Below are 13125 nucleotides of genomic sequence, written 5' to 3' on the forward strand. Positions count from 1 at the left end.
TTCTGATATTGTTGGATGCCATATGAGTGAAGGCGGTCACAGCGGTCGCTGATGGACCGATGCAGCCGGATTAGTTGATCGAAGTAGTCGTGGCGCTGCTCGAATTCTCACTACTACTCGAATTGCCGCTCGCGCCGTAGTTGACTTGGTGGTCGGGTTTGGGGAGTTTGCTGCGCTGTTCCTTGCGACGGTTCGGCGGGAGTTTGAAGTAGTCGTTCGCCTCGACGAACTGTTTTTGGCCGTACTCGGTGAGTAGCATGTTGATGAACGCGGCTTCCTTTTTCGAGGTCCCCCTCCAGGTATAGCAGTGCAAGTCCCGCGAGAGCGGGTAGTCTTTCGCGCCGAGATTCTTCCCGAGCTTATAGGTCGTCCCGTCGAGTTCGAGTGCGACCGCGGGGACTTGACCGCCGACGAACGCGAGCGCCATGTAGGCGATGGCGTTGTCGCTCTGTTGGACGGTCGTCCTGACCTGTTGGTTCTGGCCGATGCGCGAATCGCATTTGATGGGGGCGTTGGGACTGCCGAAGAGGTTCGCGCGGAAGGCCGTGTCCGTCCCGGAGCCTTCGGCCCGACAGATGGCCTGTATCTCCTTGCTCGGGCCGGAGTAGCCATCGACGTTCGACCAGTTGGTGATCTCGCCTTTGTAGATGGCTTTGAGCTGTTCGCCGGTGAGTTTTGTCACGCCGGCGTCGTAGATTTCTTGGCTGACGACGACTGGTTGACCATCGACGCCGACGACGTGGTCGGTGAAATTCTGGTAGCTCTGCCGTTCGGGGAGTTCGTCCTGGACGGGCGCGCTCGAATTACCGATGTCCACTTGTCCGTTCATCAACTTCTCGATGCCGGTGCCCGAGTGGCTGAGGCCGACGTTGACCGAAAACGGCGGCTGGCTCCCGCCGCTGGCTTCGAAGCCGTAGATGCCGGCGAAGAAGTCCGCCATCCGTTTGTCGGTCTGAAAACCGTACTGGCTCGGTCCCCAGTACTCTTTGTCGTCAGCCGGCGGGTTCGAATTCCAGACCGACGCGCCGTTGCTCGTGATCGGATAGACTGTCGAGGAGCCGTCGGCGGTCAGTGGCCCGCTGGCTGCCTGCTGGGCACCGCCGCTGGTGTTGCTGTTCCCACTGCTCCCACTGGCGGCGCTTCCGTCCCCGGAGCTATTGTTACCGCCGCTCCCTCTGGTTCCTCCTAAGCATCCGGCAACCCCGATTGTCGTACTGGCACCGACTCCCATCAGGACACGGCGTCGTGTCGTTTTGCACGTCATCACCAGAGTCATTCGCCACTGGCTATATAGTCGCTGCTAGTTTCAATATATTTCGAGCAGTATACGTCTTTTTGCTATATAGGCCTCCAGTGGCTCGGTAGCGAGGCGGGCGTGCGGATCGACACGGGAAGGTGCCGTGTCGGGATTGATACGGATCCGGGTGGGTGTGAGCCGTCTTCGCCGTCGGTGGTTGCTTTCTGTCGCGCTCAATCGAGAGCAATCGTATCTGGTTCGTCGTCCGCCCCCTCAGACCCGATAGCGGACGTCAGCGAACCGCGTTCGCGGCCTCGTCCATGATTTCGATGGCGTCTTTGAGTTCTTCGATACCCGTCGCGTAGGAGATGCGGGCGTAACCCTCGCCGCCATCGCCGAAGGCACCGCCGGGAACGACGACCACGCCGCGGTCGAGACATTCGTCGACCCAGCCCTCGGGAACGTCGGGCATCGCGTAGAAGGCTCCCTCGGGCGTGGGCGTATCGAGACCGGCATCGGCGAGACCGTCGAGGAGAACGTCACGGCGCTGCTCGAAGGCGTCGACCATCTCCCACACTGAGTCCTGCGGACCGGAGAGCGCGGCTGCGGCGGCGTACTGGGCGGGCGCGCTCGCACAGGCCTGGACGTACTGGTGAATACGGAGCATACGGTCGATGCGGCGCTCGCTGGCCGCGACCCAGCCGAGTCGCCAGCCGGTCATCGAGTAGGCCTTCGAACAGGCGTTGACCACGATGACGTTGTCCGAGTCGGCGAACTTCATGGGCGAGTGGTGCTCGCCGTCGAAGACGATATGCTCGTAGACTTCATCCGAGATGCAGAGCACGTCGTGCTCGTCGGCGATGCGGGCGAACTCGCGCATGTCCTCTTCGCTCTGGACCGCGCCCGTCGGATTTGCGGGGCTGTTGACGACGAACGCCGCGGTGTCGTCGGTGATGGCGGCTTCGACCGTTTCCGGGTCCATCGTGAAATCCTCGCGGAGTGCGACTGGGTTCGGGACGCCGCCGGCGAGATGGGTCAACGCGGCATAGGAGACGAACCCGGGGTCAGGAATGACCACCTCCTCACCGGTACTCACGTGAGCCTCGATGACGAGGTGGAGCGCCTCGCTGCCGCCAGCGGTGGCGATGACTTCGTCCGGGCCGATGTCGAGGTCGTTGTCCCGGTCGTGTTTGTCGCTGATTGCCGCGCGGAGGTCAGGGATGCCGGCGTTCGAGGTGTAGCCGTCGGCCGCGCCGCTCTCGATGGCGTCGACGGCGGCCTCGCGGGCGTGTTCGGGCGTCGGGAAGTCGGGCTGGCCGAGGCCAAGGTTGATGGCGTCCCCGTCGGCCGCCTCGAACACCTCGCGGATGCCGCTGATGGCGACCGATTCGACCCGGTCCGAGAAGTCGGTCATACCTCTACCCGTGACCGGAGATGCGATAACTGTTCATGTTTCGCTACGACTCGACCTCGTCGCGCAGCGTGTCGACGTGCGATTCGAGCGTCGCCAGCGCCGCATCGGGGTCGGTGTAGCCGTTATCGTAGTCCTCGAAGACCGCATCCGCGCGGTCCAGAAACGTCTCGACGGCGGTGTCGGTGTCTGCCATGTCGATACCAGCGCTCGCCGACGGTTATACTCGGTGGCTCGCCGTGCGCCTGCCGGCCCCGCGACTGCGGTGTGATTGCGTTCCTGACGTCTCGGCGAGCGAGCCGAGGCCCCGTCGAAAAAGTGGGGCGAAAAGGCTTAGTTCTCGCCCGCAAACTATGTCCGATAGTTCATGAAGGTAGCAATGCGAACCACCGACTTCCTCGACCGGGCGGTCGACCTCTATTCGGACGTCACCGGGGTCATCGCCCACGACGGCACCGAATACACCTACGGCGAGTTCGCGGAGCGAGTGAATCAGGTCTCGCATGCCCTCCGCGGGATGGGCATCGAACAGGGCGACCGGGTGGCACTGCTCTCGCCGAACACCCACTACTTCCTCGAAACGCTGTACGGGGTGAACCAGATCGGGGCCGTCTTCGTCCCGATGAACTACCTGCTGGTGCCCGACGACTTCGAGTACATTTTGAACGACTGCGAAGCCGACGTGGTCATCGCCGATTACGACTACGCCGAGAACGTCGAGGCGGTGCGCGATTCGGTGCCGGCCGGCTCCTTCGTCGGCTACGAGGCCGACGCTATCGACGGCGAGTGGGAAGACTACGAGGAGTGGCTCGCGGCCCAACCGACCGACTGGCCCGACCGGCCCGAGATTGCGGAGGACGACGACGCCTCCATCAACTACACCTCGGGGACGACCGGCGACCCGAAGGGCGTCGTCCGCACCCACAGAACCGAACACTGGCACGCGCTCGTGTTGAACCACCACAAGGAGATTCGCGACGACGACACTTACCTCTGGACGCTGCCGATGTTCCACTGCAACGGCTGGGGCCACACCTACGCCATCACCGGGACGGGCGCGACCCACGTCTGCCAGCGCACGTTCGACGCCGAGGGGACGTTCCGTCGTGTTCGCGCACACGACGTCTCCTACATGTGTGGCGCGCCCACGGTGTTGAACCGCCTCATCGCCCACTACGACGAGAACCCCGACGTGGTGACGACCGGCGAGCGCGACGTTCGCATCGCCACCGCCGGCAGCGCACCCGCGACCGCCACCCTGTCGAGCATCGAGGACGACATCGGCTGGCGGGTCATCCATCTGTATGGACTGACCGAGACCGCACCGCTCATCACCTCCTCGAACTCGCCACGCCGGTTGGCCGAGCGCGGGCGCGACCTCAAGGTCAAACAGGGCAGCGAAACCCTCGCCACCGACGTCCGGGTCGTCGACGATGACGGCGACGACGTGCCCCGAGACGGCGAGACGCTCGGCGAAATCGTCGTCAAGGGCAATCAGGTGATGGATAGGTATCTGAACAAGCCCGACATCACCGAGGAGGCGTTCAACGCCAAGCTGCCGGGCTATTTCCACACCGAGGACCTCGCCACGATGGACGAGGACGGGATGGTGGCGATTCAAGATAGGGAAAAGGACATCATCATCTCCGGCGGCGAGAACGTCTCGTCCATCGCCGTCGAGGACACCCTCTACGACCATCCCGACATCGCCAAGGCGGCCGTGATTCCGACGCCGAGCGACGAATGGGGCGAGGCGGTGACGGCGTTGGTCGTCCAGAAGCCGGACGCGGAGCTGACGAGCGAGGAGGTCAGGGAGTTCGCCGGCGAGCATCTCGCACGATACAAGGTCCCGAAAACGGTCGAGTTCGTCGACGACCTGCCCGAGACGGCGACCGGCAAGGTTCAAAAATACGAACTCCGCGAGGAGTACTGGGAGGACGAGGAGCGCCTCGTCGGACAGGGCTGAGTCGACGACCGCGTGTTCGCTCACACCAGCGACGTGAGAATCCGCGATTCGGCCTTTCTGAGGTGTTCGTCGACCGTACTCGGCGCACAGCCGAGGTCGTCGGCGATGTCCTCGTGGGTCGCCCGCCGCGGGATGTCGTAGTAGCCGTCTTCAACAGCGGTCTCGAACACTTCGAGCTGGCGGTCGGTCAACAACGAGAGCACGTTTCTATCGTCCGGCGAATACTCGCCCACCTGCTCGACGGAGATGTGTGTCTCCTCGGGCAGCTCTTCGAGGGCCTGCTGGAGCATCTCGTGGGTGCCGACGACGGTGATGCGCAGTCCACCCTCGACGAACGGAAGCGGCGGGACGATCATTAGAGCGTACTTCTGGGCGACGGCCATCAGTCGGCCGGCGGGCTGGCCCGGGTCGACGTGGACGTAGAAGTGAAACGTCTCGCCCTCGACGGCGACCGGCGAACACGAGAGCAGTTTCGAGTGACCGTCGAGGCGCGCTCCGAGTTGCTCCGGGTCGCCACGGAGCCGGTAGAGCATTACGCCCGTACCGTTGGCGAGCGCGTTGACGTGGACGAGTGCCTCGCGCGTGACGTCGGGCGTCTCCAAGATGACCTTGTCGACGGGGTGAATCGCCCCGTCGTCGGGTTTGATGGTGAATTCGAAGTACCTCATTGCGCTCGCCCCATCATCACGGTTACTGATACCGGGTCGGCCGATAGCCTTTTCGGATGGCACAGGTTCGTCGGCTCCCGGGCCCTCACGCCAGCCACTCGTCGGGTTTGGTGTCGTAATCGACGTCCGTCGCGGCGATGTCCTCGACCTCGCTCCACGGGAGGTCCTCGACGGAGAAGTCCTCGCCGTCGTAGCGGACGAGTTTGCCGCGCTCGTCGGGGTCGGGTTCGCGCTCGCGGCGCTTTGCGACTTCGAGGTCGTGGTCGTCGAGTTCCTTGACGATGGTCTTCAAGTTCACCGGTCGTCCCCAGAGGTCGAAGACTCGTTCGAGGGTCTGTCGTGCCTGCTCGACGTCGAGCATCACGCCGTTGTAATGGTGGCCCAACAGCAGTTCGTTGCGGTTTTCGTAGTTGCCGTCGTGGACGGTAATCGTGGGTTTGCCGAAGTTCGTGAACTGCAAGAGTAGTTTCTTCTTCACGTCTTCGTAGTCCGTCGAGGTCGCCCGGTAGTCACCGGTGGCTTGGGTGTACTCGTAGGTGAAGTAGTCGTTGTCGTCGACGAACTCCTGTGTCAGGAACTCGTCGAGAAAGGTCACGTCGTTGTGACTCTCCCGAATCTCGAAGAGGCGATTCCAGCCCGCCGCGTACTCGACATCGGCGAGCGCCTCTTCGACGGTTCCATACTCCGAGTCGTCGAAGAGATACCGGGAGATGCGTTCGAGTTCCTCGCGGCTCGTCCGGTGGAGGAACCCCCGATTCTGCGGTTTGGCCAGCGAGTAGTGGCGTTCGGCCATTCCCTCGTACGTCAACAGTTTCCACGGGTAGCGCTCAACGTCGACCTCGCCCGCTTTCGCCGCCGCGAGCGCCTCGCCGTCGATTCGTGGGTCGTCGGCGTCGAGCGCCGCGAGGCGCTCGCCCGAAACCGTATCGACCATCGAATCGGGTTCGAGAACCGCCTGAACCCGCTCGAAGTCCACCACGTCGTGGAAGTTGCGCCACGTGACGCCCTCGACGCGGAGGAGTCGTTCACAGACCTCGCGGCGATTGACCGAGTTCTCGATGTACTCCCAGAGTTCCTTGCCGAGCTTGTAGGGGTTGAGTCCCGGGGAGGCGAGCACGCGGGCCTGATGGTCGGCGTAGCTCAGGAACTCATCGGTTCCGGCGAAGGTCTCCTCGCCCATCATCATCGACTCCCAGTAGGCCGCCCAGCCCTCGTTCATCACCTTCGTCATGCGCTGGGCGGCGAAGTAGTAGGCCTCCCGCCGGAGGAGTTCGAGAACCGTTCGCTGCCATTCTTCCATCTCGACGGCCTTGCCCGACTCCTCGTCGTAGGCCATCCCGTGACGGAAGAAGAAGGCGAGCAGGTCCGGCTCAGGCTCGTCGGGTATCATCTCCGAGTCCTCCTCGTCGCGCTGGGCTTCGAGCCAGTCGTCGTCGAAGACCTCGCTCACGACGTCCGCCCCGAGGTCGAGGTCGTCGAGCCGGTCGGCGATGTCGTCGAGTTCGCGCTCCTCGCTTTCGTTGGCGCTCGCGCTCGTGAAGGTCCGGTGGCGGTCGATGTTCGTTTCGAGACACTGGATGGTGTCTATCCAGCGCTCGACGGCCTCGCGGTCGATGTCCGGGTCGCGCATGAATTCGTCGATGGCGTCGGCGTGCCGAGCGAGCATCGCCGCCGCGTTTGGCGTCCCCTCTCCCGAGAACAGCCCGAACCACTGGTTGTGTGCGAAGAAATCGGCGTGGGCCTCGACGTGGGTGATGACGGCCTTCTGGTCGGCCAGCGAGTTCGACTCCTGGAGGAAGGCGTGGGCGGGGTCGTCGTTGTTGACGATTTCGAAGGCCTTCCCGCCCAGAAATTGGTTCTGTTTCTGCTGGCGGTCGTATTTCATCCCCCAGCGCCAGTGTGGATAGCGGGTTTGAAACCCGTCGTAGGCGATGAGTTCGTTCATCTCGTCGTAGTCCACTATCCAGTAGTTCACCCGGTAGGGGTCGAGTCCGAGCTTTCGGGCGAGGTTTGCGGCTTCCCGGACTGGCTCTTCGAGGCTTTCGGCCACTCGCTGGGCGCTGATGCGGTCATTCATTGTCGTCCTCGGTGTTCAGGATGGTTTCGATGGCTCCCACGACGTCACCCGGCCCGTTGACGTACGCGACGGCGACGTTGTCGGTTTCGTGGAAGTGGCGCTCGACCTCCTCGGCGTGGGTCGCGTTGATGGCGTTGCCCGAGGGCTGGGTCTCGACGTAGGCGTGGAGATTCGCGGGGATTCCATCCATCAGCGGAATCACCCGCTCTTCGGTGTCGTTCGAGGAGTTCTCTGAGTCGCCCGCGGCGAACACATATCTGTTCCAGTCGCTCCACGGGTACGCCTCGTCGAGAACCGCCGCCGCGAGTTCGTACGCGCTCGATATTTTTGTTCCACCACCGGAGCGAATGCCGAAGAACTCCTCGCGCTCGACTTCCCACGCCTCGGCGTCGTGGGCGATGTAGACGAACTCCGCGTGGTCGTATTTCCCTGTGAGATACCAATCCAGCGGCGTAAAGGTGCGCTCGACGAGTTCGCGTTTCTGTTCGCGCATCGACCCCGAGACGTCCCGGATGTTGACCACGACGACGTTCTTCTCGTGTTCCTCGATGATTTCGGGGTAGCGATAGCGCTCGTCCTCGCGGCGGAAGGGCACGTGGTCGATACCCTCCGTGCGGATGCGGGCGGCGGTATCGGTCTCTTCGACGTTCTTTTCCATCGCCTCGATGGACGGCCAGCGCGTGCGCTCCTCGCGGGTGAGTTTCGCGTACTCGTCGTCGAGCCACGCCCGCGAGACGGACAGGTGCTTGCCGCGCGCCCACTCGAAGACGCTCTCGGGACCCATGCCATCGACCCTGAGCGCCTCGCGGACGTACTCGCGGTCGAAGTCCATCGCCAGCTTCCGCTTCAGTCCCTGCTTGAACATCCGCTCGAAATCGAGCGTGCTATTTGGACCCGTCCGGCTGACGTCGGTGTAATCGCCCTCGGTCTCCTCGATTACCTGTTTCCCTTTGGGTTCGAGGTCGAGTCCGAGGCGTTCGTCGAGTTCTTGGGCGAACTCCTCGGGGTCCATCTCGTAGTATTCGTGCTCACCGCCCTCCTCGCCGGCCTCGCCATCCTCGTCGCCCGGCTGTGGTTCTCCAACTGGTTGGCCCGGCTGTGGCGTGTCGCCGTCGCCCTGTCCGACGCCGCCTTGGTCACGCTTGTCGTACTCGAAGCCCGGTAGGTCGATGATTTTGATGGGAACGCGAACCGAATCCGGCCCGCTGCCGCCGAGGTCCCCGTACTGAATGAACTCCGCGAGGTCTTCGCGGCGCTCCTCGCCGACTTCGCGGTAGCGTTCGAGGTCCTCCCTCAGTCCCATCGGTAGCTCACCTGCCCCATGACGTGCCGGCTGGTCAACTCGGCGCTCGCCTCGCTGTAGTCGAACAGCTCGACCATCTTTGCGATGGTTTGTGCCTTGAGCCGCGCCGTTTCGGTTCCGCTGGGCGGGTCCTCCCACTGGCGCGGGTCGAAGTCCTCGTAGGCCCGCCGGACGTCCTCCCAGTCGTGGCTTCCCAACACCGTGTCGATGACGGGGATTTCGGTCAGCGCGACGTCGCTCGCGCGGAACTCCTCGTCGCGGCTGTGCCACGCATGTCTGTTCAGCGCAGTGATGATCTTCTCCGTGCGGAACTGTTTGACCGCCGGCGAGGGCCGATTGCCGTCGTAGCTCTCGGGACCGAACCGCCCCAAGTGTTCGGTCTCGAAGACCTTCATCACGAGCGGGTCCGGCTCCTCGCGCTCGCCGCGGTCGTTCTCGACTTTTTCATCCGTTGCCCACGCATAGACGTGCTTGACGTACTCGGCGACGGTTGCCTCGTCGACGCGCTTGTCGTGCAGCAGCGCTTCGAGGACGTCCTCGCGCTGGCGCTCGAACAGCTGGTTTTTCACCTGCACGACGCGGCTCTCGAACTCGCCGCGCTCGCCCGTCGAGAACACCGGTGCCTCGGCCAGTCCGGCCGCCATCGCGTCCAGCACGTCCTGTGGCATGATGACGTCCTCCACCGGTAAATCGGGATGATGGCGCTCGCGCTCTGCGTACAGCAGGTCCGCGATCACGTCACGAGTATAGGTGACGGGAATGCCGCTCTCGCCGTCGGCGTTGTCGTCGTCGAAGTCGTACGCCTCGCGCTCGGTGCGCTCGTCACCGTGCTGAAGGTAGCCTTGGTCGAACAGCAACGCCTTGTCCACGAGGTCCATCCCTGTCGGGAGGTCCGTGTCGTCGAGCCGCGTGACGACGCTGTAGAGCGCGGCCGCCCCGACCGCATGCGGGGCGAGTTCGACCTCGGTGACGTCGCCGCCAGTGCCCACCGCTACCGCGACCGGTTCGGCGATCTGCTCTTCGAGTGCCTCGTAGCTCTCGGCGCGCCAGATTTCGGTCTCGTTAGTGAGCTCGCGCCGAATCAACTCGGCTTCGAGCGAGACGTTCGTGAGATACTCGAACTCCCGCCTGTCGAGGCGGCGCTTGAGCGCCTTCAACGGGTCGTCGGCGTTGCGCTCGGCGTGCTGGTTCAACTGCGCCTCCAGATCGGGATTCGAGATGATGACCATCTGCGTATCGACGTCCATCCCGATGCCCTTGTCGAGTTTTACCGACCCCTCGTCGGGCACGTTCAAGAGCTTCCGGAGGAGGTCGGCGTGCTGGGCGGCGTCCTCGACAATCGTGAGGAGTCCGTTGCCCTGCGAGAGCACGCCGTCGTAACTGAACGCCTGTGGGTTCTTTCGCCCCCGCGAATCGAGTTCGCGCACCATCCCCGCCATCCACGAGCCGACGAGGCGCTCTTTGGGCGAGCCGTCGTCTTCGGAATGCAACACGCCGATGCCCTGCCCGACGTCGACGACGTAGTTCTTCACCCGGAGATGTCGCCTGTCCGTGACTGCCGAAAACAGGTCCCGAACCCCCTCCCGGCGGTAGCGCTCTTCGAGGTAGTCGTAGGCCTCCCGACAGAAGGGGTCGAGGCGACCCTCCACGGCAATCGGGATGTGGTCGTCAGAGCGCTCGTTGAGCGCCGCAAGGACGTCCGCACGCACCTCCGGCGGGAAGACGGTCAGCGGATGCGATTGGACGGGGCTTTGATACCAGTCGTCCTCGTCGTCGCGGTACTCGCCGCCGTAGGTCAGTCCGGGGGCTTCGCCGATGCCGGCGACGTTCCACTCCACCGTATAGCGCCGGCCCGCGTCGGTCTTCGAGAACTCCCGCAGGCCGTTGATGAGACAGCGCTTGAGTTCGGATTTCCCCGTCGCGGTGGGACCGGCAAGCCAAATGATTTTCTCGTCCTTGCCCCGCTTTGCGGCAATCGAGCGCAAGTCATCCACGAACGCGTTCAGGATTTCGGTATTGCCCAAGATGGCGTGCTCGCCCTCGTTGTGCGGGTCGTCGAAGAAGCGATAGCGCTCGGTCTCCTCGCCCTCCTCGATGACGGTTCTGGTTCCCGCGGCCTCGATGGCGGCGACGAGATACTTCGCGGCGTGGGCGGCGATCCGAGGCTGCGATAGCGCCGTATCCACGTATTCGGCGAGGCTCATCGGCTCCTCGTAGGTCGCTTCGAGCGCGCGGTCGGCTGCGGTGACGTACTCCTCGCCCGTGCTGTCGCTCATTCTTCTAGCTCTTCCTTTGCGACTTCAGCGCCGGCGAATTCGAGCACCTCCTTGGCTCCACCACGGGAGTAGCCCTGCTCACGGAGGGCGTCGATCCACGCGCTGCGCTCCTCGTCGTCCATCTCCCCCGACGAAACGAGCGCCGAGAAGTTGATGTTGTGTTTCTTGTCCTCCCAGAGCTTGCGCTCCAAGGCCCGCCGCAGGCGGTCGTTGTCCTGCGGGTCGAACGCCTCACCCTCGCGCGCGCGGCGCGACACCCAGTTCGACACTTCCTGACGGAAGTCGTCCTTCCTGTCCTCGGGCACGTCGAGCTTCTCCTCGACCGAACGGAGGAACGTCTCGTCGGGACCCTGCTCGCGCCCGGTGAGTTCGTCCTCGACGGTGTCGTCGTCGATGTAGGCCATCACGTGGTCCATGTACTTCTCGCCTTGGCGCTGGATTTCGTCCAAGTCGTAGGCCAGTGCGTGCCGGACGTCCTCGATGGCACGCTCGCGGTACTCCTCGCGGACGAGTTCGAGATACCGGTAGTAGGTGTCGAAGACCTCGGCGGCAATCGAGCCGTGATTTTCGAGGTTCCCCTCCAAGTGGTTGAACGTCGTCAGCGCCGAGAGGAAGCCCCGCTCTCTGTGCATCGAGTCCATGATGGCCTCCGAAATCTCGTCGCCGATGAACCGTGGACTCACCCCTTCCATTCCCTCGCCGATTTCGGCCGTTTCAGTGGCCTCCTCGCGCAACTTCTTCACGTCGACGTCCTCGGTCTCGTCGATTTCGCCGTTGTATGCTTTCGCCTTCTGGAGTAAGTCCACGGTCCCCGAATCGGGTTCCTCGATGCGTGTGAGCACGCCGAAGAGACCGGCCATCTCCAAAGTATGCGGCTCGACGTGGATGTCGGGCACGTCGGCGTTTGCGAGCATCTTCCGGTAGATGTTCGCCTCCTCGTCGTACTGGAGAACGTAGGGAAAGTCGATCCGCTTGGTCCTATCGTTGAACGCCTCCATCTTCTCGTCGCCCTTCTTCTCCTTGTACTCGGGCATGTTCGTCCGCCCGACGATGACTTGGTCGATGTCCATCCGGGGGTTGCTCTTCGGCTTGATGGTCATCTCCTGGGTCGCGTGCAGGAAGTCATAGAGAAATTCCCGCTGGAGTTTCAGCAACTCCTCGCCGGAGAAGATTCCTCGGTTCGCGTTACAGAACGCCCCCGAATAATCGAATGCGCGGGGGTCGCTCTCGCCATACACCGCAATCTTCGAGTAATTGACGTCACCGGTGAGTTCGGTCTCGTCCTGATTTTTCTTGTCCTTCGGCTCGAAGGTCTCGATGGCTTGGCGCTTGTTCTCGTCGGCGGTCAGGCGAACCACCTCGACGTGGTTTTCGAGCACCTGCTGGAGGTCGTCGTCGTAGTACCCCAATAGGGAATCCATGTAGAACTCGCTTGCGGGATCGGGCGATTGCTCGTTCTGGATGGTGTAGGGCGCATCGAGGCGCTCGTTCAGCTCTTCGAGAACCCGTTTGCGCTGGTCGAGCGGCAGCAGGACGAGCGGGTCCTGATTCATCGGGCTGCGCACCACGTCGTCGGCCGGGTCCTGGTCGGCGATCACGTCGCCGAGATTCGTCCAGCGGAAGGTGTACATCCGCCCGTCCTCGCGCATCGTATAGTCCTCGAAGTATTTCCGCACCTGCCGGTCGAAATCCGACTTCCCGGAGCCGACCGGTCCGAGGAGGAGCTTGATGCGTCGTTCGGGACCCAGCCCGCGCGCGCCGGACTTGGCCTTGTTGACGAACTCGTGGATGGCCGCGTGTATCTCCCGACCGTAGAAGGTGTTCTCGCCATCGTCGAGCGGGTCCTCGGAGGCGAGGTGGTACTCGACGACGCCGGTCTCCTCGTCGTACTCAGAGCCATAGAAGTCGAACATGTCCGCGACGCGCTGGTGGGCGTTGCGGGCAATCGCTGGCTCCTCGCGGAGTTCGTCCAGATACCACTGGAACGTGCGGGCCGTGCGGAGGTCGGTCGGGATCGATGCACGGTACTCCTCGCTGAGCGCTTCGAGCGTGTTGGTGTCGCCTGACATTGTTGTATCTCTCTCACGGGACCCCGCTGTCGCGCCGGTCGGGGTCGTCGTGGGTGGTCATCCGTTTCGGTCGCGGGCGGCGGTCGATATCGGCGGGCCGTACTGGAGAGCACGTCGT

General features: G+C 63.4%; 9 protein-coding genes. 1 reads left to right on the plus strand and 8 read right to left on the minus strand.

Annotated elements, in window-relative coordinates:
* Positions 1-70: 70 nt before the first annotated feature.
* From ACQUQO_RS11195 to ACQUQO_RS11205, 3 genes are all read right to left on the minus strand, one after another.
* Positions 71-1231, minus strand: a complete 1161-nt coding sequence (locus ACQUQO_RS11195) for a PstS family phosphate ABC transporter substrate-binding protein (protein WP_435078098.1) — start codon at positions 1229-1231, stop codon at positions 71-73.
* A gap of 298 nt (positions 1232-1529) precedes the next feature.
* Entirely contained in the window at positions 1530-2651 is a 1122-nt protein-coding gene (locus tag ACQUQO_RS11200) for a pyridoxal phosphate-dependent aminotransferase (RefSeq protein WP_435078099.1), read from the minus strand.
* A 43-nt stretch (positions 2652-2694) separates the two neighbouring features.
* A complete protein-coding gene (locus tag ACQUQO_RS11205; RefSeq protein ID WP_435078100.1) occupies positions 2695-2844 on the minus strand; it encodes a hypothetical protein in 150 nt (49 codons plus the stop codon).
* A 171-nt stretch (positions 2845-3015) separates the two neighbouring features.
* Between ACQUQO_RS11205 and ACQUQO_RS11210 the strand changes: the two genes are divergently transcribed.
* Positions 3016-4614 carry a long-chain-fatty-acid--CoA ligase gene (locus tag ACQUQO_RS11210; protein ID WP_435078102.1) on the plus strand — a complete coding sequence of 533 codons (1599 nt, stop codon included), beginning with the start codon at positions 3016-3018 and terminating at the stop codon, positions 4612-4614.
* Between the two features lie 20 nt (positions 4615-4634).
* Here the strand turns inward: ACQUQO_RS11210 and ACQUQO_RS11215 are convergent, their stop codons facing one another.
* The 5 genes from ACQUQO_RS11215 to ACQUQO_RS11235 form a co-directional block, all read right to left on the minus strand.
* A complete protein-coding gene (locus ACQUQO_RS11215; protein ID WP_435078103.1) occupies positions 4635-5282 on the minus strand; it encodes a helix-turn-helix domain-containing protein in 648 nt (215 codons plus the stop codon).
* A gap of 85 nt (positions 5283-5367) precedes the next feature.
* The gene (locus ACQUQO_RS11220) at positions 5368-7359 is read right to left on the minus strand and encodes a SpoVR family protein (RefSeq protein WP_435078104.1); all 1992 of its coding nucleotides are present in this window, start codon (positions 7357-7359) and stop codon (positions 5368-5370) included.
* Positions 7352-8662 carry a YeaH/YhbH family protein gene (locus ACQUQO_RS11225; RefSeq protein ID WP_435078105.1) on the minus strand — a complete coding sequence of 437 codons (1311 nt, stop codon included), beginning with the start codon at positions 8660-8662 and terminating at the stop codon, positions 7352-7354. The genes ACQUQO_RS11220 and ACQUQO_RS11225 overlap by 8 nt, the downstream gene beginning before the upstream one ends.
* On the minus strand, positions 8653-10938 hold the full coding sequence (locus ACQUQO_RS11230; RefSeq protein ID WP_435078106.1) for a PrkA family serine protein kinase: 2286 nt from the start codon (positions 10936-10938) through the stop codon (positions 8653-8655). The genes ACQUQO_RS11225 and ACQUQO_RS11230 overlap by 10 nt, the downstream gene beginning before the upstream one ends.
* Positions 10935-13007 (minus strand): PrkA family serine protein kinase, encoded by a 2073-nt coding sequence (locus ACQUQO_RS11235; protein ID WP_435078107.1) that lies wholly within the window; start codon positions 13005-13007, stop codon positions 10935-10937. Before ACQUQO_RS11235 ends, ACQUQO_RS11230 begins: the two co-directional genes overlap by 4 nt.
* Positions 13008-13125 lie beyond the last annotated feature (118 nt).

The organism is Halococcus sp. AFM35 (assembly GCF_051195015.1).
Lineage (GTDB): Archaea > Halobacteriota > Halobacteria > Halobacteriales > Halococcaceae > Halococcus.